This window comes from Asaccharospora irregularis DSM 2635 (assembly GCF_900129815.1).
Lineage (GTDB): Bacteria > Bacillota > Clostridia > Peptostreptococcales > Peptostreptococcaceae > Asaccharospora > Asaccharospora irregularis.
This window is the reverse complement of sequence record NZ_FQWX01000006.1, coordinates 42,931-64,828: the sequence shown is the minus strand read 5'-3', so window position 1 is coordinate 64,828 and position 21,898 is coordinate 42,931. Positions and strand designations below refer to the sequence as shown.

Genomic DNA, 21,898 nt, shown 5'->3' with positions numbered 1-21,898 from the left:
GATAAAAATATTTTCAAATGAAAAGTATGCTCCCCTTATGATAACAGTTTTAGTATTTTAACTGTATACACAAAGGGAGCATATTTTAATGTTTTTATATACTTTTAAATTATTTATACACTATCTTAGATAAATCACATATCTTAAGCATAGTGTCATATATCTTTTTAAGAAGTCCTAGTCTATTATTCTTTATAGATTCATCTTTATCCATTACCATAACAGAGTCAAACATATTGTCTATAACAGGTCTTAAAGATGCAAACGCATCTAGTGCTTCGCTGTATTTTTTGTCTTTTAGTAGATCTTCTACTTTGGTTTGAGTATCTTTAAATTCACTGTTTAGTTTGATTTCTGCTTCTTCTTTTAATAGTTCTTCTTTTACCTCATCAGAAGGGGCTTTTTGAGCTAATGTAGATACTCTATTAAATGCTGTTAGCATCTCTACTAACTCGTCTTTTTCAAGCCAGTTGTTAAGTTCTATAGCTCTTGCGTGCATATCGCTTATATCACTTATGTCTGCACTTATTACTGCATCTATTACATCATATCTTATTCCTAGTTCTCTAAATAGATTTTTTATTCTTTCATTAAAGAATTCCATTATTTGAGCTTTTACTTCTTGACGATCAAACTCTATATTTGAGTAGTTATTTAGTGCATAATCTATTACTTCACCTAAGTCTAGTTCTAGTTTTTTATCCATTAGTATGCTTAGTACACCTAATGCTTGACGTCTTAGTGCATAAGGGTCCTGAGATCCTGTAGGCTGTATTCCTATAGCAAAGAACCCTACTATTGAGTCTATTTTATCAGCTATAGATAATGCTATACCTATATTTGTTTTTGGAAGTATATCTCCAGAAAATCTAGGTAAGTAGTGTTCAAATATAGCATCACTTACAGCTTCATTTTCTCCGCTAACTTTAGCGTATTCTCTTCCCATGATACCTTGAAGTTCAGTAAATTCAAATACCATCCCTGTAACTAAATCAGCTTTTGATAATTTGGCAGCTCTTTTGGCATCATCACTTTCACTAGATAATCCCAACATGTTGAGTATATCTAGACTTAATTTTTCTATTCTTAAAGTTTTTTCGTATACTGTTCCAAGTTTTGCCTGGAATACAACGCTTTTTAGCTTTTCTATATAACTTTCTAAACTTTTTTTGGTATCTTCTTTGTAGAAGAATAATGCATCTGCTAGTCTAGCTTCTAAAACTTTTTCATTCCCAGCTTTAACGTTGTCTATTTTGTATTTATCTCCGTTTCTAACTGCTATGAAGTTAGGTAGTAACTTACCATTCTTTACTACAGGGAAATATCTTTGATGCTGTTGCATAGGAGTTGTTACAACTTCTTTTGGAAGCTTCACATAGTCAGGATCGAATTCCCCATAAAAAGCAGTTGGGTATTCTACTAAATGAGTTATTTCTTCTAATAAATCATCTTCAAACTCAACTTCTCCACCTAGTGAATTTGCTACTTCTATACATTGATTTTTTATCATATCTTTTCTTTTATTTTGATCTAAGATTACGTAATTTTTTTCTAGTTTTTCTAGGTAATCTTCTAAAGAGTTTACGCTAAATTCTTTTTCTCCTAAGAATCTATGCCCTTTAGTTATATTAGAAGATTTTATTCCTTCTAAGTCAATTTCAAGTACACTATCATTTAATAATGTTAATATCCATCTTATTGGTCTAGCAAATCTGATGTTTTTTCCTCCCCAACGCATAGCTTTTGGGAAAGTAACAGCTTTTACTGTTTCTGGTAATATTTCTTTTAATACTTCGCTAGTCTGTTTTCCTTCTTGTCTTATTGTTCCGAATATGTACTCATCTTTGCCTACAGTTTTGAAACATACATCGTCTTCTTTAAGTCCTTTGCTTTTCATAAATCCTAGTGCTGGTTTAGTGAAGTTTCCATCTGCATCTAGTGCTATCTTTTTTGAAGGACCTTTTACTTCTTCTTCTAAATTTTCTTGTTTTTCGCTTATTTCATTAATTATAAAAGTCAATCTTCTCGGTGTTCCATATGTTTGTATATCATTAAATGTTATTCTATTTTCTTTTAACATTTTGTTTAGATTATTTTTTATCTGTTCTAAAGTGCTATTAACGAATCTTGATGGTAATTCTTCTACACCTATTTCAAATAAAAGGTAGTTTTTCATTATTTCTCACCTTCCTTTAAAAGAGGGAATCCCATTTCTTCCCTTTGTTTTACATATATGTTTGAAACTGTTCTTGCCATGTTTCTTACTCTACCTATAAATGAAGCTCTCTGACTAACTCCTATAGCTCCTCTAGCATCTAGAGTGTTGAATGTATGAGAACACTTTAATACATAGTCATATGAAGGCACTACAAGACCTTTTTCCATAAGCTTTAGTGCTTCTTTTTCATATACATCAAATAAGTTAAATAACATTTGTGCATCACATTCTTCAAATGCATATACTGAGTTTTCGTACTCAGCCATTTTAAATACATCTCCGTAAGTTATTTCATCATTCCATTTTAAATCATAAACGCTATTAACTTCTTGTATATACATGGCTAATCTTTCTAGCCCGTAAGTTATTTCTCCTGTTTCAAGTTCGCACTCTATTCCTCCAACTTGTTGGAAATATGTAAATTGTGTTACTTCCATTCCATCTAACCATACTTCCCATCCAAGACCCCAAGCTCCAACAGTAGTTGATTCCCAGTTGTCTTCAACGAATCTTATGTCATGTTCCATAGGATCAATTCCTATTTCTTTTAAACTTCCTAGGTATAGCTCCTGGATATTTTCTGGTGATGGTTTTAAAATAACTTGGAATTGGTGATGTTGATATAATCTATTTGGGTTTTCACCATATCTACCATCTGCCGGTCTTCTAGATGGCTCTACATAACAAACTTTCCATGGTTCAGGACCTAGTGATCTTAGAAGTGTGTTAGGGTTCATTGTTCCTGCACCCTTTTCAACATCGTAGGGTTGCATCATTATACAACCTTGCTTGGCCCAATAGGCTTGCAATGTTAGTATCATCTCTTGAAAATTCATGATAATTCCTCCTGATTTATTAATTTAATACATATCCTATATTTAATTTAATACTCATAATAAATTATGTTTTGTTAATTATATTTTGACCATATCTTGTATTTAATAGTCAATTAGAAAATAAATATGTATTTAGTAGTTGTTTATATTAATCTATTATATATCAATTTTAGTGTTAATGTAAAAAAAATATTCAAATTAGAGATGTTATAAACCATTTTTTTGATCTCATAAATAAGTTTATATCTCTTTTTATCTAATTTACGTGTTTTAATTTAGGATATATAAAAAGCCCTTCGTAAAAACAAAGGGCTTTTTAAACTATTTTCTAATATTATTTATTTTCATCTTTTTTGTCTTCTGAATCCATCTTATCAAATTCTTTCATAAGTTCATCAGTTATGTCTTTGTCATCTGATTTTTTGTCTACTACTGAATCTTTTACATCTTTTGCTGCATTTGTAAGCATGCTTTTTAATGTGTTAAGTTTTTCTTCGTTTAGTTCTCCTAAGTCAACAACTGAACCATCATCTTCGTTTTGAACTTTTATACGGTATTTACTTAGTACAGCTGCTGATAGACCTACTAATGTAACTATAGGTGTTAGTGCTAGTCCTACCACTCCTACTGTAAGTGGTATATTTATTATTACCTTGTCATTTTTCTCAACTATAACTCTTATCACACTGCTTTTTCTGATAAGTTCTTTTAGTTGATCTTTTACCTTTTCTCCATCTTTTCCAAACACATCTTCCACTGTTTGCTTAGCTTGTTTAGTTTTTGATGTATTTTTCTTAGATTCTAGAAATACAACCGCTTCCACTACATCTCCATCGCATTGTATAAGAGCTTCCTTTGCCTCTGCATAACTAGCACTTGGGATTCTTTCAAATACTGCGTCTACTTTCTCAATAGTTATATTACTCATCCTTTTCAACTCCCTTATCATTTTGTATACTTTTTAGAAAATATAATGCTTTTAAATCAATATTATCAACATAAACTTTCAAATACTTTTGAAGTATATTAGAAAGTTCATATACTAGATATTTTGATACCTTTGCTTTGCTACATGCAAGTATATCATTATTTATTATATATTCCATAAGCTTTATAGTTGTTAAATCAATTTTTAGATTACCTTCAAAATTTTGACTACATTTGCTACATAGTATTCCACCTTCATATATATTAAAAGTAGAGCCATTTAAATCTTTACTGCTACAATTACTACAAACTCTAACTACGGGCCTAAAACCTATATAATCTAAAAATTTCAATTCAAAAGCTGCTGTTATAAACATTTTGTCTGTGCTCTCTTGAGTGTACAAATAAAGTGTCTGTGCAAGTAGTACAAATAATCTGTTGTTGGTTTGATTTTCAAGAGTAGCTCCCTCTACTAGTTTTGTAATATATGTAGCGTATGAAAATGCCTCTATATCATAGGATATATCGTAAAAACTTTTTATGATATCACTTTGAGTAACCCTGTACATATTTCCATTTCTTTTTAGGGTATAGTTGCCATATGCAAAAATTTGTGCCGATGAAAGCAAAGCGCTTTTGTTTCTCTTAGCTCCTTTTGCTATTGCAGCAACCTTTCCTAACTTTCTAGTAAATAGGGTCAAAATAACATCGTTTTCTTTGTACCTTACGCTTTTAAGTACAATCCCCTGGGTGTTCAAAATTATCATCGTGTATATCTATCTCCCTCATATATTCAGTCGTTTCTTCATGTAAGTTTTCACAATCACGTAAATACAGATAGGCTTCTATATTGCCCGTTTTTTTAAAAACTTCCCAACATAAATTGTTCATTTTTAAAAACCCCCTTCTTACGGTTATACTTATATTTTTAGTAAGAAGAGGGTAAATAATACATAAACTTGCTAAGCAATTTTTGACAATAATATAGTAGCGATTAAGAAATACACCGTAACCCCAGTTATATCAAGCAAAGTAGAGATAACTGGTGCTGAAATTATAGACGGATCTACGTCTAATCTTTTAAATAATACCGGCATAAATGAACCTATAGTTGCTCCTACTATCATATTTATTAAAAGAGATATTGAAACTATCAAAACTATATCTATATCTTTTATAAACATAAATATCATAAGACCTACAACTGCGCTACATATAATACCTGTAACTATTCCAACTATACCCTCTCTTATAACATTATTATAATCCAAGTCCTTATTGGAAAGTGCCATTACTGTAAGTGCTGATGATTGAGTTCCTATATTTCCTCCCATTCCTATAACCACCGGTATAAAAAATACTAGCGATACATAGGCATGGTTCATTATATAGTCTAGGTTAGAAAGTATTATCGTCGATAATAACCCTCCAACTAAAGTTATTATAAGCCATGGAAGTCTTCCCCTTAATGAGGACAGCAACTGTTCTTTTAGGGTAGGATTTACCTTTTCTACAACTTCTCTTTCGTGTTCAGAACTCCCAGCGAATTTGTACATATCTTCTGTGGCTTCTTCTTCCATTACATCTATTATGTCATCTACTGTTATTATTCCTTTTAATTTGTCTTGTCTATCTATTACTGGTATTGCTATTAAATTATACTTAGAAACTAGTCTAACTGCTTCTTCTCTATCTTCATCTACATAGACAGAAATTATATTTTCGCTCATTAAATCTCCAACAATATTTGAATCTCTAGAAACTATTAATTCTCTTAGAGACAAAACTCCTACTAATCTTTCTTCATTATCTACTACGTATATATAGTAGATTGTTTCAGCTTCTTCTGCCTCAGATCTCATATGTTCTATAGCTTCTTTTGCTGTCATATCTTTGTTTATGGATATGTACCCAGTAGTCATTATACCTCCAGAAGATTCTTCTTCGTAAACCAACAGCTCTTTTACAGAATCAGCATCTTCTTGACTAAGAAGGTCCATTACCTTTTCTCTTTCTTCATCTTCTAGTTGACTCAATATGTCCGCCATATCATCCAGAGACATTAGCTCTAATATGTTTTTTCTGTGTTCTATATCTATGTTTGATAATATGCTACTGAAAAATTCCGGTCCGCTCTCTTCTAATATAGAGGCCGCCATATCCAATGGAAGAACCTCAAACAATTGTATTTTCATATCTTCATCCAAGTTTTCCATTATATCAAATATATCTATTATATGATATTCCTCTATTAATTCTCTTAACTCCAATACTCTATTGTTATCAATTAATACCTTGACTTCACATAATAAATCTTTCGAAGCATCCTGTTTCCTATCCATATAATCCACCTTTATTTATCATTATATCCAAAATTATTTATATAATTTTGTAAATTTCTCCAGTTCTCTTTGACTTTAACCCACAACTGAAGATTTATTTGAGAGCCTAAAAGTAATTCTATATCTTCTCTCGCTGATTTTCCTATACCTTTTAGCTTTCTTCCATTTTTTCCTATTATTATTCCTTTATGAGAACTTCTCTCGCAATATATTACGGCAGAAACATCGACAATTTCTTTGTCTTTTCTAGATTTCATCTTTTCTATTTCTACTGCAACACCGTGAGGAACTTCATCGTGAACATAGTGAAGAACCTTTTCTCTGATTAGTTCTGATATTAACACTCTTTCTGGTTGATCAGTAATCATATAATCAGGGAAGTATTTTGGTCCTTCTTCTAAATAGCCTCTTATTGCCTTCATTAAGCTATTTGTATTTTTTCCTTTTAGCGCTGATATTGGTACTATCTCTTTAAATAATCCTTCAGCATCGTACATTTTTATTATATCAAATAATTCATCTTTTTGCTCTAATTGATCTATTTTATTTATAACTAATATTACAGGAGTTTTTATTGTTTTTAGATCTTCTATGATTTTTTTGTCTCCTGGTCCGATTTTTTTTGAATCATCAACTACAAATAACACTAAATCAACATTTTTAAATGCATCTGTAGCCGCCTTTACCATAAACTCTCCCAGCTTATTTTTAGGTTTATGGATTCCCGGTGTATCTAAAAACACTATCTGTGTTTCATCATCTGTATAAACTGCCTGTATTGTATTTCTTGTAGTTTGTGGCTTATCGCTCATTATAGCAATTTTTTCTCCAACTACATTATTCATAAGTGTAGATTTACCTACATTTGGTCTACCTACTATGCTAACAAATCCTGATTTGAACATTCATTTTCTCCTAATCTATTCTTTTGTAATTATTTTTTCTATCAAATATTATTTATTTTCTATGAAATCACATCCAGAAAAATAGTTTGGCAATAAATCTTTCATTGTTGTCTCGTATATTTTTCCTTGTGACCATCCTGTTATTATCCTTATATCTTTACCAAATTCTATTATAACCTGTCTGCATATTCCACATGGATATGTAGGTTCGTCTTTTTCTGAATTATCACTTGATATAGCTATTGCATCGATTTCCTTTTCACCTTCAGATATAGCCTTAAAAAGTGCAGTTCTCTCACCGCAGTTGGTTCCTCCAATAGAAGCACATTCTATGTTGCATCCACTATAAACTTTTCCGCTTTTTGTTAAAAGAGCTGCACCAACTCTAAATTTTGAATAGGGTACATATGCATTTTTTCTCGCTTCTTCTGCTATCTTTAATAATTCTATATTATTCATATTTTCCTCCTACTGTTTTGCCATTTAAAAATATATTATAAATATTTGACCAGAAATATTCTTGTTTTATACTTTTTTTATTAGTATTTTAATCTAGTACCTTTCATTATAACACAAAATTCTTAATATAATATTTTAATACTTTATTTTTTTATATGCAAGTGTTTTTCTAAATTTACTCTGTATTAAGGGTAAAAAAAAGAAGTCAGTACGACTTCTTTTTAGCTGTAAAATGCTCCTACTTGGAAAACCAATATAGCTATCAATGCACCGAGTAGTGCCCCTGCCACAGTTTCCCAAAACGTATGTATTTTCCCCTCTATCCTACTTTGAGCCACCAAAACTGCCATTATGTATGCTAGTGTAGATGCCACTACCCTTTCTGTCATAAGTGTTATAGATGTTGCTATTGCAAATGCTAGTGCCGCATGACCGCTTGGCATACCACCCTTTAGTGGTGTACCTGTAGAAGTAAGCGCCTTTACCACAACTACTGCTATCAATACTAACACTATGCATATTAAAGTTATATGTAGTTCTGATTGTCTGATTGTATAAATCAACTTCACTGATAGCTCTGTTAGTTTATCATAAAATAATATATATCCAACCACAACTGAATTTAAGGCAGCAACTAAAACACCACCCGCGGCAACATCCTTTGCTATCTTCGCTAATACATGGTATTCGTCAGTTATCATATCTACAGTTTTTTCTATAGCAGTATTAAACATCTCTGAAATCACTACCAAACTTATGGACATCAATAACATTATCATTTCCGATTTTGATAAATCAAAAAACAAACTTACTATAAGAACCACTACTGATAACAAATAGTGTATCTTCATATTTCGTTCAAACTTAAACGTATATAAAATACCTTCAATGGCTGCATTAAATGCCTGAATTATACCTTGGCGAGTTTTTCCTGGTTTCATAAAACTTACTCCCTTGTTATGTTTAACTTATTTAGTATATATTCCTCTTTCTCTCTCATCTCTTTTGTATTTTCATCTGTATCATGATCATACCCCAAAAGATGGAACATACTATGGCATACTAAAAAACATACTTCTCTCTCAAAGCTATGGTCATACTCTAAACTTTGTTCTAAAGCCCTTTCAAGAGATATTACTATATCTCCAAGAGATTCTTCTTCTAGTTCTATATCAAATTCATCAGTTAAAAGAGGAAATGATAAAACATCAGTTGCCCTATCTATACCTCTAAACTCTCTATTTAATTCTTGGATTTCTTTGTTGTCTACAAAAGACAAACTTACCTCGTAGCTATAGTCATATCCCTCGTAGTCTAAACATTCAAGTATTATGTCCTTTATTTTATCTATTAGTTCCTCACTTACACTTATTTTGTCTTGTCTATCGTCTAATATAATTTCCATATCTATTACACCTACTTTTTATATTGTTGATATTTTCTATCTTGTTTTTTCTCTTGTTTTTGTACTTTTTTAAATTCTTCTTTTTTATCAAATTTTTCGTAAGCTCTTATTATTCTTTGGACTAGCTCGTGTCTAACAACATCTCTTTCAGTTAGTATCATTGTTCCTATTCCTTCTACTGACTTAAGAATCTCTGTAGCTTGAACAAGACCGCTTTTTCTTTTGTCTGGCAGGTCTGTTTGTGTTATATCTCCAGTTACTACAGCTTTGGATCCAAATCCTAGTCTAGTCAAGAACATCTTCATTTGTTCTGGAGTTGTATTTTGAGCTTCATCCAGTATTATAAATGCATTATCTAGAGTTCTCCCTCTCATAAATGCAAGAGGTGCTACTTCTATTGTACCTCTTTCTAAATATTTATTAAACTTATCTGGACCTAGCATTTCAAATAAGGCATCGTATAGAGGTCTTAAATATGGGTCTACTTTATCTTTTAAATCACCTGGTAAGAACCCTAGACTCTCTCCCGCTTCTACTGCTGGTCTAGTAAGTATTATTCTACTTACCTCATCCCTTTTAAATGCTTTGACTGCCATTGCAACTGCTAGATATGTCTTTCCTGTACCTGCAGGACCAATTCCAAATGTTATATCATTATTTTTTATAAGGTTTATATATTCTTTTTGACCTAGAGTTTTAGGTTGAACAGCCTTTCCTTTTTGGGTGATTACAATCGTATCCTCCAACTCTTTTATCTTTTGCTCGCTTCCCTCAAGAAGTAAAGATAGGGAATAAGATATACTTTGTTTGTCTAAACTCTTTCCATTTAAAACTGTTTGATGTAACTCATTCATCAGCTTAAGTGCAGAGTCAACGTTTTTTTCTTCTCCCATCAAAACAATATTACCTTCTCTTAGTATTACATCTATATTTAATGTTTCTTCTATTAACTTGACATTTTCATCAAAATTTCCAAATAACTCTCTTTCAAACTTAGGTTCTGATATTATAAATTTTTTTTGAATTATCAACTTTAATTTTCCTCCTTAGGTTTTACAACTCTAATTTTGAGACTTATCATCTTTTTTGTCTTCTTTGTCCTTATCTTTATTTTTATCCTCAAAATCGTTTCTTATGTCATTTATAGGTCTTTTTTCAGGATTAGATGGCATTTCTTCCTCTTCTGATTTTTTTTGTTGTTCAATTATTATTTGTTCTGCCTCTGATTTACTTAATGGATAAACCTTGGCTATATTTTCGCTAGTTTGTACTGTTATTAAATATTCTAACATATTTTTATTAACTTTGTAGTCATGTTTTACATCTATTATTCTTGCAGAAGGAGGTATAGTATATTCTAATTCTTTTAAAACCTTTTTTGATAGTTCTTTTTTGAGTTGTTCTCTATCCTTTTTTATTTTTATATTTTTTGTCTCATAAAAAGTGCTCTCCTTCACCTGAACCGGGAAAGTATAATTACCAAATGAGACTTTGCGATTTTTATTTTCAATAATATAGTCTTTATACTTTATGTTTCTCCTTATTGTAAAGTTTTTATCGTAGAAACTTATGGTATATATTTTTTTACTTTCTCCTGTTTTCTCTTTTTTAGTGTCTATGTAATTTGCACTTTTTTTGCACTCATAAAAGGTACTTGCCCATACCTCTGGTATTGCCTTTGTATTGGACCCATTTAGAAGAACATCTCCCTTTTGAATTATATCTCCTTTTTCCACAACTTGATTTCCACTTCTTGGAATTACCTTTTCTATTATACCATTTTTTGTAGCTATTATATTACAATAATTAGATTCTTCGCTAGATTTTAGGGTTTCTGCTTTCTTGGTTATAGTAACAAAAATATTAGTCCCTTTTACGTTTATGGATACATATGCTACCTCATCAAATTTTGACATTATATAGTCTCTAATTTCTTTTCTGTCTATATCCTTTTTATAAACCCCTGGCTTTAGTCCTACTGAGTATAACTCTTTTCTAAGTTCTTCTTTTTTTATTCCTTCTGGAGATTGTATGTATATATCTGTCACAAATTGTGACATTGTCATAAGTAACATTAAGGAAATAACTGCGCATATCCACATTCCCTTATGCTTGTATATTCTTTTTAAGACAAACGGTATTCCAGTTTTTTGCTTGACTGTGATTTCAAATTTATTTCCTCTATAGACACTCTTTAGTCTCTTAAGATCCTTTCTGTCTATACAAAATTGCATCTTAGAATTGTTTATTTTAGTTACATTATAAACATCTATCCCGTTTTTTATAAGGTGATTTATAAATTGTTCTATGCCAATACCTTCTACAAGGATAACGTAGTAACCCCTTATATAACTTATCAAATGTACCTCCTCCTAATCTATATATTCCACACTATGTATAATTCCTTTTATCCCTATATCGCTATCAGTTATATATTTTATTGAAAGTTTATCTCCACATATTTTTACTGTATTTAGTTTTGTTTTCACTTTTATCAAAACAACATCATATGCTAATACAGACAAATAATTTTCTATGCTAATAAACTCATTCCCTATAAGTGTGACAGTAGGCTGGTTTACCTGTAAATCTGCTGATATATCTAACATATACATACCTCCTTGTTATATTTTATGTTCTTATTTTTCTTAAATTACTGTTTTAGTGATTTAGCTTGTATAAACGGAAACTTATTTATGCATTTAGAATAAAATGCTTATATAATATTTCGTAAAACTCTATTTGAAAGGATGATCTCACTTGAAAAATACTTTTGTGAATTTGGTTCAAAAATGTATATGTATAGACTTTCTACTTAATGCATTAATGAAATCAAATTCCTATAATCATTTTAAGTTCCTGCCTAAAATAAGGTCTGAGAATTTAAAAAATATTAAAATTATCTGTTATTTATATGAAAATTTGAACAAAGATGTGCTAGTACTTAGTAATACAAAATCAATAAAAATTGATAAAAATCATGATAGGCAGATAAATTTATTGCTTAAATATATTTCTGATGTACTGGATTACCTCTATGATTTGAGAAATTTTTCATTTTATTTTTCTTATTCTCAAGTAATAAATAGACTAATCGATAGTTATTTTGGATTTTTTTCTTCAATTTATTGTTTATTATACGGGCATTCATTTAGAACTCCTATTTCTCAGCAATTTAAATTTCACGATATTTTAACCAAATCATTACCCGAGGAATCATTTCAACCAATAGACAGTACTCATACCAGGTACTATAGACAAGTGTGTATAGAGAGTATTGGATTTATTTTCGATTTTAATTTAATAGAAAAAATTATATCTGATGAATCATATGAGGTGTTTTTCGATAAAAATCCTGCCAATAAATTTTATCAGTACTATTTCAGATCTAACGACAGAATATTTAAGGTTAGGATATATGATTTTAATGCAAAAATATTTAATATTTACCAGTATATAGAGTCAGAATCCCTAAACCCTACACCTCTATCAAAAGAGGAGGCGGTTGATTTCTGTAACTCTTACTTAAAATCAAAGTTTGAACATATTTTTAATTTTCTTTCTATGGATAAAAATTATTTAATAACATCAACATATAAAGATTCTACCGAAAGCTATAAGTTTAAATATAATTTTTTAGATAATTTCGGAAAGCCTAGCCCAGGCAAAAGTCTTTTTATAACTATAAATACAGTGCTATCTTATATAGAGGAATTGTCTATATTGTTCTAATAAAAAATTTCTATGCATTATAAAAAGGGAATGTATACCTCTGAGTGAGGATACATTCCCTTTTTAGTTATATTTTATTTTCAAATTATTTTAATGTAGTATCTATTCTTGTTCTATCAGTCCGTATCCGCCTGATCTTCTCTTATATACTAAGTTTATTTCATCTGTGTCTTGATTTCTAAACATATAGAACCCGTGTCCAATCAGTTCCATTTGAAGAATTGCTTCTTCTTCACTCATTGGTTTTACGTTAAATTTCTTTCTTCTCTCTATAACTATATCTGTTTCTTCATTTACTTCTTCGTTGTCTTGTTCTATACCTTCAAATCTTATACTCTTTCCACCTTGGGATCTATCTTTTACTCTATCTTTATATCTAACTATTTGTCTGTTCAATTTATCATACACCATATCTATAGCTGTATATAAGTCATCTTGAACTTCCTCTGCTCTTATGATAGGACCACTTATAGGTATTATAGTTACCTCTACTTTTTGTCTATCTTTTCTTGCGCTCACTGTAACTTTAACTTCTGAATCAGGATTAAGGTATTTTTCTAACCTACTCAACTTTTCATCTATGTATCCTTTTATTCCTTCAGTTAGTCTAATCTGCTTCCCAGATAATATTAATTGCATAATAACCTCTCCCTTCAAGCCTATTAACCACAATATATAAATATATGAAATTAATAGTATTGATATTAATTTAAATACAGCTTGTAACTTATATTTAAATTAATATAATTATATAGGAAAATAATAGCATTTAACAGTCTATTTATTTTAACATTATTATGATATTATTAAAGGTAGAGGGTTATTTATTGATAATCCAGATTAGGTAGTTTAAAACTAATGCATAAAACAGCCAAATTAGATATGGTATGTTCATATAGGCTGCTTTCTTATCTATTTTCGCAAATCTTACAATCATAATTATAACAAATATTATTATTAAAATTAAGTCAATCAATGCTGTAAATTTCAAATCAAATCCAAAGAACAGTATACTCCATATGAAATTTAAAATCAATTGTAACCAATAATAAAACATAGCATCTCTAACTTTAGGTCGTTCATACCCTTTGCTCATAATTTTATAGGCAGAAATACCCATTAGTATGTATAATATCGTCCAGACTATACCAAAAACCGCACTAGGTGGTGCAAAGCTCGGCTTTATTAGCTGAGAATAATATGTAGAAATATCTCCGCCCGATATTGCCCCAGCTAGAAAACTACTAGAAAAACCCAGCGCCAACGGTATAAATATCGATATAATAAATTTCTTGACTTCTTTTATGGATATAATCAAAATTTTTCCCCCTTTAACTTATTGTTTAATTCATAAATATGTACAAGGGTGAATTTTTATGAATACATTTTTTTATATTATAAAAAGCCTAGAGAATTCTCTCTAGGCTGTATTAATCTATTGTAAGTTTTTCTTAACTAACTCATTTACAAGTTTTCCATCAGCTCTTCCTTTTATCTTAGGTTTTATAGCTGACATAATTTTTCCCATATCCTTCATTGAAGTAGCTTCTACTTCAGATATAGTATCTTTTACAATTTGATTTAATTCTTCTTCGCTTAATTGCTGAGGTAGGTACTCTTTTAAAACTTCGATTTCAGCTTCTGTTTCACTCACTAAGTCTTCTCTATCAGCTTTTTTGAACTCGTCTAAAGCATCTCTACGTTGCTTTAGTTGCTTAGATATAATATCTATAATAGCATCATCATCAAGTTCAACTCTGTTATCTACCTCATGCTGCTTGATTGAAGCTCTTATCAAAGTTACTACAGATTTTTTGACTGTATCTTTGTTTTTCATAGAAGATTTTAGATCTTCTTGTAACTTTGCTTTAAGGGACATTCCCCTCACCTCTTTATTATTTTTTACTATTTTTTAGCGTTTTTTCTTCTTGCTGCTTCAGCTTTTTTCTTACGCTTAACGCTTGGCTTATCATAGTGCTCTCTTTTTCTAACCTCTGACATGATGCCAGACATAGCACATTGACGCTTAAATCTTCTTAAAGCGCTGTCTAATGTTTCATTCTCTCTTACTCTTACTTCTGACATTTCTTTTTCCCTCCCTCCGATAGCGCAATTATGCTGGGACTGTAACTATGTTCTTTTGCATAATATGCATTACAACCTAACACTTTGTTTATTATAAACTAAATTTTTACTTTTATCAAGTATTTTTATCAATATGCAACTTAACTTTTAATTAAAAATTATTTTTGTTGTGCTTCATATATTTGTTGTGCTTCATATAATGGAAGCTTCTTTCCTGCTAAAACATGGTAGTGAATATGTTTTACTTCTTGTCCACCATCTTCTCCACAGTTATTGATAATTCTAAACCCAGCCTTATCAAATCCTTGTTCTTTAGCTATTTTATTTATGACATTATGCATATAGCCTATGATCTCCATATCTTCTTCTGGAACATCTATTATGCTGTCATAGTGTTTTTTTGGTATAACTAGTATATGGTATGGAGCAACTGGATTTATGTCATTAAATGCCAATACCTTGTCATCTTCATATACTTTATTAGATGGTATCTCACCATTTATTATTTTACAGAATATACAATTCATTTAATACACCCCCTCTATCATAGAAGTATTTATTTCTACATATTACACCAAAATTCCTTCTACATATTCATCTTTTATTCCATTTATTTTTACTTTTTTTATTTCTCCTCTTATATCTTTGTCGCTTTCTACAACAACTCTTATATAATTCGGTGTTAGTCCCTCGTATCTATTATTTCCTATATTTTGTTCAAATAATACTTCTAAATCTTGGCCTATAAATTTATTTGTAAATTTATTAAAGTTTTCCTTGGCTAGATTTATAAGTTTTTCACTTCTAAAATGTTTCATTTGAGGGTCTACTTGATTTTCCATAGTAGCAGCTGGAGTACCTTTTCTTGGAGAATATTTAAATATATGCATTTGCGAAAGCTCTATCTCCTTTAAGAATTCATATGTTTTTTGGAATTCTTCATTAGTTTCCCCAGGAAAACCTACTATTACATCTGTAGTTATTGCCACATTAGGTATATTTTCTCTTAGCCTATCAACTATTTGCTTGTACTCCTGTGTTGTGTATCTTCTATTCATTCTCTTTAGTGTTTCATCACAACCACTTTGTAAAGATAAATGGTAGTGAGGACAAACTTTTTTCATTTTTGATACTTCACTTACAAATTCGTCTGTAAATAAAATTGGCTCTACTGAACTAAGTCTTATTCTTTCTATTCCTTCTACCTTGTTTATTTCTTTTATTATATCTAGTAATTTAATTTCACTATCTCTTAAATCTTTTCCATATGATGCTATGTGTATACCTGTTAATACGACTTCCTTGTATCCATTATCAACTAATTTTTCAACTTCTGAAATTATACTATCTAAATCTCTACTTCTAACTCTTCCTCTAGCATATGGAATTATGCAGTATGTGCAATATCTATCGCACCCATCCTGAATTTTCATAAATGCTCTTGTTTTTCCATTGGTTTGACTTATTTCTATTTCTTCAAATGCTTTGACTTTCATTATATCGTCAACTGTACTAGCTTTTTTTGTTGCATCTATTTTTTTTACTTCTTCTACTATCTTTCTTCTATCGTTAGTTCCCATTACTAGATTTACTTCTTCTATTTCTAGTATTTCTTCTGGTGATACTTGTGAATAGCATCCTACAACTGCTATTACTGCATCTGGGTTTTTTCTCTTAACCCTTCTTATATATTGACGTGATTTTCTATCACTCATATGTGTTACTGTACATGTATTTATAACATAGACATCTGCGTATTCTTCACTATCTACTTGCTCGTATCCATCTTTTTCGAATAATTCAAGCATCGCTTCTGTTTCATATTGATTTACTTTACATCCTAGAGTGTAAAAGGCTACCTTTTTCACTTTATTCATCTCCTCCTAAGTCACTTAGTTCATACAATACTATAGATGTAGAGATAACTGATGCTGTCTCTGTTCTTAGGATTCTATGACCTAATGAAACTATATTAGCTCCAATTTGCTGAACTTTTTCTATTTCTTCTTCTGCAAAGCCACCCTCTGGTCCTATGAATATACCTATATTATTTATACTTACATTCTTTATTGATTTTTTAATTGAGGTCGTTTTTTCGTTTTCATAAGGGCATATATTCATATCATTATGTCTCATATCCTCTAAAGCTTCATCGAAACTCAAAACCCCTCTTAATTTTGGAATTTTTCCTCTTTTACTTTGTTTTGCCGCCTCGTATATTATTCTTTCCCAGCGTTCAAATTTTTTGTCTTCCTTTTTGTCATCTACTTTTGCTACACTTCTTTTGGTTTGTACTAATATTATTTCGTCTACTCCTACTTCTGTAAGTTTTTGAAGTATCATTTCCATTTTAGGGCCTTTAGGAAGTCCCTGATATAATTTTACTTTTAAATTGGATTCTCTATTTATATTTACTTTTTCCAATATATTTAAATTCACTGTGTTTTTGTCTATACCGATAATTTCAGCTATATATTCACCGTTTTCTTTATCACATATTTCAAGCTTTTCTCCAATTTTGCATCTTAATACTTTTGAGATATGTTTTACATCTTCTCCTTCTATAATACATGTATTATTTTCTAGATTTATATTATTTTTTTCAACGAAAAATCTATCCATATCATCACCTACTTAAGCTTAGAAACTATTGCTGACCATTCACCAAGTTTTTTGATATCTATTATTTCAAATCCGTTTTCTATTAAGCTTTCTTTTACTTCCTCTACTTTATCAAGTATTATTCCTGATGATATAAATACAGCATCTTTTTTCATAAAATTATGAACGTCTTTTGCAAGTATTTTTATTATGTCAGCTATTATATTAGCTACAACAACGTCCGCTCTGTCTTTTACTACATCCATTAAGTTTCCATGACGAACTTCAACTGAGTCCGATACATTGTTTTCTTCTACATTTTCTTTTGATACTTTTACGGCTACTTCGTCTAAATCTACCGCCAATACTTCTTTTGCCCCTAATTTAGCTGCTGCTATTGCAAGTATTCCACTACCACAACCTATATCAAATACTTTAGAATCCGCATTTACATATTTTTCTAGCTCTCTTATACACATAGATGTAGTTTCATGAGTTCCCGTACCAAATGCCATCCCTGGGTCAAGCTCTATTATTAATTCTCCGTTTTCACGCTTATAATCTTCCCAAGTAGGTTTTACTACTATTCTTTGTCCTATTTTTGTAGGTTTGTAGTATTTTTTCCATTCATTAGCCCAATCTGACTCGTTTACTTGGCCTAAAGATACACTACCTTCCCCTATATCTATACCAAAGTCTCTTAATGATAAAACTCTGTGTTTTATATTTTCTACAACTTCTACTACATTTCTTTCTTCTGATATATACGTTTTTATAAGAACTCCGTCTTGTCCACTCTTGTTAAAAACTTCTTCTTCTACGTAATCCCAATCTAATTCATTCTTTTTTTGAAATAGAAAATCTTTAGGGTCTTCTATCATTACTCCTCCAGTTCTTAATTCATCTAATATATTTGTTATAGCTTCTACAGCTTCTGTTGTAGTCTTTATAGTTACTTCAATCCATTTCATATGTAATCTTCCTTTCTTTGGTTTTGATATTTTCCATAACCTCTATTATATCATAAGTAATATTATGTTTTATAGTAAATTAAATCAGAGCTTCGGGTCGGTTCGATATAAGTCTTCCTCCAGACAGTCAAGCTGCAATGTCGGTAAGACTTATATCTTCACCTACCCTTCTCTAGGATTAATTTTATCAATAAAAAAATACTTTTTCTTAATTATAATCGATTAGTTATAGGTTACAAAAAAATATTACTGGAGTATAGCCCCCAGTAATATTTTTTAAAGTATATTTATTAAATCTAATGTTATATTTACTTCTTATAATTTATTTTTTAAATAAGTTTATTATTTTTTGAAAAAATTTTCTAGTTTTTGCCCAAAGCTCTTTTTTCTTTCATGCACATCCGTTCCGCACTCTTTTGCGAATTCTCTTAGTAAATCTTTTTGTTTGTCGTTTAATTTTTTAGGTATTTCTACTGTTACTTTTACGTATTGATCTCCTCTAGAGTTTCCTCTTAGACGAGGTATTCCTTTTTCTTTTAATCTAAATACTGTTCCTGTTTGTGTTCCTTCTGGAATTTTGTATTGAACTTTTCCATCCAAAGTAGGAACTTCTATTTCGTCCCCTAGTGCTGCTTGAACAAATGTTATAGGCATTTCAAAGTGAATATCATTTCCTTCTCTAGTAAATAGAGTATGTGGCTTTACATTTACTATTATATATAAATCTCCTCTTGGGGCACCTTTTTCTCCTACTTCACCTTGACCAGAAAGTTTTATCATTTGTCCATCGTCTATACCTGCTGGTATATCGACTTCTATTGTTTTTACTTTTCTATTATTTCCTCTTCCATGACACTTGCTACATGGAGTCTCTATTACTTCACCTGTTCCATCACATTCGCCACATGTTCTTGAGCTTGCTATATTACCAAAAGGAGTTCTTTGAACTGATCTAACCTCTCCTGTTCCGTTACAAGTAGGGCAAGTTTTTTTAGATGTTCTAGGCTTTGCTCCTGTTCCATTACATGCTTCACATTCTTCACTTCTATTGACCTTTATAGATGCCTTTTTACCAAAGGCTGCTTCTTCAAAAGTTATAGTTATGCTCTGTCTTATATCTGCTCCACGTTGTGGTCCTCTTCTTCTCACTCTTGAGCTTCCAAAGCCTCCCCCAAACATATCGCCAAATATATCTCCAAACATATCTTCAAATCCACCGAAACCTTGGCCCTGTCCTCCGAAACCGCCAAAGCCTTGACCATTTACTCCATCGTGGCCAAATTGGTCGTAGTTTCTTCTTTTAGTTTCATCTGATAATACTTCATATGCTTCACTTATCTCTTTGAACTTTTCTTCTGCTTCCTTGTCTCCAGGGTTTCTGTCTGGATGGTACTTCATGGCTAGTTTTCTATATGCCTTTTTTATTTCTGAAGCATCTGCCTCTTTACTTACACCTAAAGATTCATAATAATCTCTTTTTGTACTCAATGCTTGTCACCTGCCTTCACTTTACTTTACAAAACAATAGCTTGTAGAATACCAAACTACAAGCTATTATTTATTATTTCATATTCTAAATCGGTTGAAATTTATTTATCTTCTTTTACTTCTGTAAAATCTGCATCTACTACATTATCATCTTTAGGTTGTTCTTGTTGTGGTTCCCCTTGAGCTCCTGCTTGTTGATACATTTGCTCAGATATCTTATGGAATTTGTTCATTAACTCATCCATAGCTTTTTTGATTTCTTCTGCTGTAGAATCTTCTTTATCTTTTATAGCTTTTAGATCTGCTATAGCAGCTTCTATTGCTGATTTATCATCTGCACTAACTTTGTCTCCAAGTTCATTTAAAGTTTTTTCAGTTTGGTATATAGTTGATTCAGCTTGGTTTAAAGCTTCTATCTTTTCTTTCTTTTTCTTGTCAGCTTCTGCATTCATTTCAGCTTCTTTTACTTTTTTCTCTATTTCTTCTTCAGAAAGGTTTGTTCCTGAAGTTATAGTTACCTTTTGTTCTTTTCCTGTTCCTAAGTCCTTAGCAGTAACGTGAACTATACCATTAGCATCTATATCAAAAGTAACTTCTATTTGAGGTACTCCTCTTGGTGCTGGTGGTATATCTGTTAATTGGAATCTTCCTAAAGTTGTATTGTCATAAGACATACTTCTTTCACCTTGAAGAACGTGTATATCAACAGCTGTTTGGTTGTCTGCAGCTGTAGAGAATACTTGAGATTTTTTAGTTGGTATTGTAGTATTTCTTTCTATTATTTTTGTCATTACATTACCCATAGTTTCTATTCCTAAAGATAATGGAGTAACGTCAAGTAATAATAAGTCGTTTACTTCACCTGTTAATACACCAGCTTGTATACAAGCACCTGCTGCAACACATTCATCTGGATTTATACCTTTGTGAGGATCTTTACCTATGAATTTTTTAACTGCTTCTTGAACTGCTGGTATTCTTGTAGAACCACCTACTAATAAAACATCATCTATTTCTGATGTAGAAAGTCCTGCATCTTGTAGGGCTCTCTTAGTTGGTTCCATAGTTTTTTCTACTAAACCTTCTGTTAATTCTTCAAATTTAGCTCTTGATAAATCTATGTTTAAGTGTTTTGGTCCTTCAGCTGTAGCCGTTATGAAAGGTAAGTTTATGTTTGAACTCATTGTTGATGATAATTCTTTTTTAGCCTTTTCAGCAGCTTCTTTTAATCTTTGAAGAGCCATTTTATCATTTCTTAAGTCAACACCTTCAGTTTTTTTGAATTCGTCTGCTAAGTAATCTATTACTATTTGGTCAAAATCATCTCCACCTAATCTATTGTTACCTGCAGTAGCTAAAACTTCGAAAGTTCCATCTCCTATTTCAAGAATAGATACGTCGAAAGTTCCTCCACCTAAGTCAAATACTAATATTTTCTTTTCTTGGTCTAGTTTATCCATACCATAAGCAAGAGCAGCTGCAGTTGGCTCATTTATTATTCTCTTAACATCAAGTCCTGCTATTCTACCTGCATCTTTAGTAGCTTGTCTTTGAGCATCTGTAAAGTAAGCTGGAACTGTTATAACAGCTTCTGTAACAGATTGACCTAAGTAACTTTCAGCATCTGATTTTAATTTTTGTAAAATTATTGCTGATATTTCTTGTGGTGTATATGATTTTCCATCTATATCTACTTTATAATCTGTACCCATATGAGTCTTTATAGAAGTTATTGTTCTATCCGCATTTGTAACAGCTTGTCTCTTAGCTGGTTCACCTACTATTCTTTCTCCATCCTTTGTAAATGCTACTACTGATGGAGTAGTTCTCATACCTTCTGTGTTTGCTATTATTTGTGGTTCTCCACCTTCTAAAACAGCAACACATGAGTTAGTTGTTCCTAAATCTATTCCTATTACTTTTCCCATG

The 21,898-nt window shown here is 30.9% G+C and carries 24 protein-coding genes; 1 reads left to right on the top strand and 23 read right to left on the bottom strand.

All coding sequences use genetic code 11. The annotated features are described in order from the left end of the window. Nucleotides 1-109: 109 nt before the first annotated feature. The 13 genes from glyS to BUB34_RS04315 all read right to left on the bottom strand — a co-directional run bounded on the left by glyS (nt 110) and on the right by BUB34_RS04315 (nt 11,701). Nucleotides 110-2,176 (bottom strand): glycine--tRNA ligase subunit beta, encoded by a 2,067-nt coding sequence (gene glyS, locus BUB34_RS04375; RefSeq protein ID WP_073124632.1) that lies wholly within the window; start codon nt 2,174-2,176, stop codon nt 110-112. Then, nucleotides 2,176-3,054, bottom strand: coding sequence for a glycine--tRNA ligase subunit alpha (gene glyQ, locus BUB34_RS04370; protein ID WP_073124630.1), 879 nt, complete (start codon nt 3,052-3,054; stop codon nt 2,176-2,178). Before glyQ ends, glyS begins: the two co-directional genes overlap by 1 nt. A 334-nt stretch (nt 3,055-3,388) precedes the next feature. Next, on the bottom strand, nt 3,389-3,982 hold the full coding sequence (locus BUB34_RS04365) for a DUF4342 domain-containing protein (protein WP_073124627.1): 594 nt from the start codon (nt 3,980-3,982) through the stop codon (nt 3,389-3,391). Then, nucleotides 3,975-4,748: a DNA repair protein RecO gene (gene recO / locus BUB34_RS04360; RefSeq protein ID WP_073124625.1), complete on the bottom strand. Its 774-nt coding sequence runs from the start codon at nt 4,746-4,748 to the stop codon at nt 3,975-3,977. The genes BUB34_RS04365 and recO overlap by 8 nt, the downstream gene beginning before the upstream one ends. Then, nucleotides 4,714-4,872 carry a YqzL family protein gene (locus BUB34_RS04355; RefSeq protein WP_073124623.1) on the bottom strand — a complete coding sequence of 53 codons (159 nt, stop codon included), beginning with the start codon at nt 4,870-4,872 and terminating at the stop codon, nt 4,714-4,716. The genes recO and BUB34_RS04355 overlap by 35 nt, the downstream gene beginning before the upstream one ends. 71 nt (nt 4,873-4,943) lie before the next feature. After that, nucleotides 4,944-6,323 carry a magnesium transporter gene (gene mgtE / locus BUB34_RS04350; RefSeq protein ID WP_073124621.1) on the bottom strand — a complete coding sequence of 460 codons (1,380 nt, stop codon included), beginning with the start codon at nt 6,321-6,323 and terminating at the stop codon, nt 4,944-4,946. A gap of 11 nt (nt 6,324-6,334) precedes the next feature. Then, on the bottom strand, nt 6,335-7,228 hold the full coding sequence (gene era / locus BUB34_RS04345) for a GTPase Era (protein ID WP_073124619.1): 894 nt from the start codon (nt 7,226-7,228) through the stop codon (nt 6,335-6,337). Nucleotides 7,229-7,276: 48 nt separating this feature from the next. Further along, a complete protein-coding gene (locus BUB34_RS04340) occupies nt 7,277-7,687 on the bottom strand; it encodes a cytidine deaminase (RefSeq protein WP_073124617.1) in 411 nt (136 codons plus the stop codon). A 221-nt stretch (nt 7,688-7,908) separates the two neighbouring features. Further along, entirely contained in the window at nt 7,909-8,628 is a 720-nt protein-coding gene (locus BUB34_RS04335; protein ID WP_073124615.1) for a diacylglycerol kinase, read from the bottom strand. Between the two features lie 5 nt (nt 8,629-8,633). Beyond that, nucleotides 8,634-9,092 carry an rRNA maturation RNase YbeY gene (ybeY, locus tag BUB34_RS04330; RefSeq protein WP_073124613.1) on the bottom strand — a complete coding sequence of 153 codons (459 nt, stop codon included), beginning with the start codon at nt 9,090-9,092 and terminating at the stop codon, nt 8,634-8,636. 11 nt (nt 9,093-9,103) lie between these two features. Continuing rightward, nucleotides 9,104-10,123 carry a PhoH family protein gene (locus BUB34_RS04325; protein ID WP_073124611.1) on the bottom strand — a complete coding sequence of 340 codons (1,020 nt, stop codon included), beginning with the start codon at nt 10,121-10,123 and terminating at the stop codon, nt 9,104-9,106. Nucleotides 10,124-10,153: 30 nt separating this feature from the next. Further along, on the bottom strand, nt 10,154-11,452 hold the full coding sequence (gene yqfD, locus BUB34_RS04320) for a sporulation protein YqfD (RefSeq protein ID WP_073124609.1): 1,299 nt from the start codon (nt 11,450-11,452) through the stop codon (nt 10,154-10,156). 12 nt (nt 11,453-11,464) lie between these two features. Beyond that, the gene (locus tag BUB34_RS04315; protein ID WP_073124607.1) at nt 11,465-11,701 is read right to left on the bottom strand and encodes a YabP/YqfC family sporulation protein; all 237 of its coding nucleotides are present in this window, start codon (nt 11,699-11,701) and stop codon (nt 11,465-11,467) included. 151 nt (nt 11,702-11,852) lie between these two features. Between BUB34_RS04315 and BUB34_RS04310 the strand changes: the two genes are divergently transcribed. Then, nucleotides 11,853-12,824, top strand: coding sequence for a hypothetical protein (locus BUB34_RS04310; RefSeq protein ID WP_073124605.1), 972 nt, complete (start codon nt 11,853-11,855; stop codon nt 12,822-12,824). Nucleotides 12,825-12,926: 102 nt separating this feature from the next. Here BUB34_RS04310 and hpf read toward each other — a convergent pair whose 3' ends face one another. The 10 genes from hpf to dnaK form a co-directional block, all read right to left on the bottom strand. Next, nucleotides 12,927-13,463: a ribosome hibernation-promoting factor, HPF/YfiA family gene (gene hpf, locus BUB34_RS04305; RefSeq protein WP_073124603.1), complete on the bottom strand. Its 537-nt coding sequence runs from the start codon at nt 13,461-13,463 to the stop codon at nt 12,927-12,929. Between the two features lie 181 nt (nt 13,464-13,644). Further along, on the bottom strand, nt 13,645-14,142 hold the full coding sequence (locus tag BUB34_RS04300) for a TspO/MBR family protein (protein WP_073124601.1): 498 nt from the start codon (nt 14,140-14,142) through the stop codon (nt 13,645-13,647). 117 nt (nt 14,143-14,259) lie between these two features. Further along, complete coding sequence (locus BUB34_RS04295; protein WP_073124599.1) at nt 14,260-14,703, bottom strand: GatB/YqeY domain-containing protein; 444 nt, start codon at nt 14,701-14,703, stop codon at nt 14,260-14,262. Nucleotides 14,704-14,729: 26 nt separating this feature from the next. Next, a complete protein-coding gene (rpsU, locus tag BUB34_RS04290) occupies nt 14,730-14,909 on the bottom strand; it encodes a 30S ribosomal protein S21 (RefSeq protein WP_003416618.1) in 180 nt (59 codons plus the stop codon). A gap of 158 nt (nt 14,910-15,067) precedes the next feature. After that, the gene (locus BUB34_RS04285) at nt 15,068-15,436 is read right to left on the bottom strand and encodes a histidine triad nucleotide-binding protein (RefSeq protein WP_073124597.1); all 369 of its coding nucleotides are present in this window, start codon (nt 15,434-15,436) and stop codon (nt 15,068-15,070) included. A 42-nt stretch (nt 15,437-15,478) separates the two neighbouring features. Next, nucleotides 15,479-16,777 (bottom strand): tRNA (N(6)-L-threonylcarbamoyladenosine(37)-C(2))-methylthiotransferase MtaB, encoded by a 1,299-nt coding sequence (mtaB, locus tag BUB34_RS04280; RefSeq protein ID WP_073124716.1) that lies wholly within the window; start codon nt 16,775-16,777, stop codon nt 15,479-15,481. A 1-nt stretch (nt 16,778) separates the two neighbouring features. Beyond that, on the bottom strand, nt 16,779-17,531 hold the full coding sequence (locus BUB34_RS04275) for a 16S rRNA (uracil(1498)-N(3))-methyltransferase (protein WP_073124594.1): 753 nt from the start codon (nt 17,529-17,531) through the stop codon (nt 16,779-16,781). Between the two features lie 8 nt (nt 17,532-17,539). Further along, nucleotides 17,540-18,481: a 50S ribosomal protein L11 methyltransferase gene (prmA, locus tag BUB34_RS04270; protein ID WP_073124592.1), complete on the bottom strand. Its 942-nt coding sequence runs from the start codon at nt 18,479-18,481 to the stop codon at nt 17,540-17,542. 342 nt (nt 18,482-18,823) lie between these two features. Then, the gene (gene dnaJ / locus BUB34_RS04265; protein ID WP_073124590.1) at nt 18,824-19,969 is read right to left on the bottom strand and encodes a molecular chaperone DnaJ; all 1,146 of its coding nucleotides are present in this window, start codon (nt 19,967-19,969) and stop codon (nt 18,824-18,826) included. 101 nt (nt 19,970-20,070) lie between these two features. Further along, nucleotides 20,071-21,897: a molecular chaperone DnaK gene (gene dnaK, locus BUB34_RS04260; protein ID WP_073124588.1), complete on the bottom strand. Its 1,827-nt coding sequence runs from the start codon at nt 21,895-21,897 to the stop codon at nt 20,071-20,073. Nucleotide 21,898 lies beyond the last annotated feature (1 nt).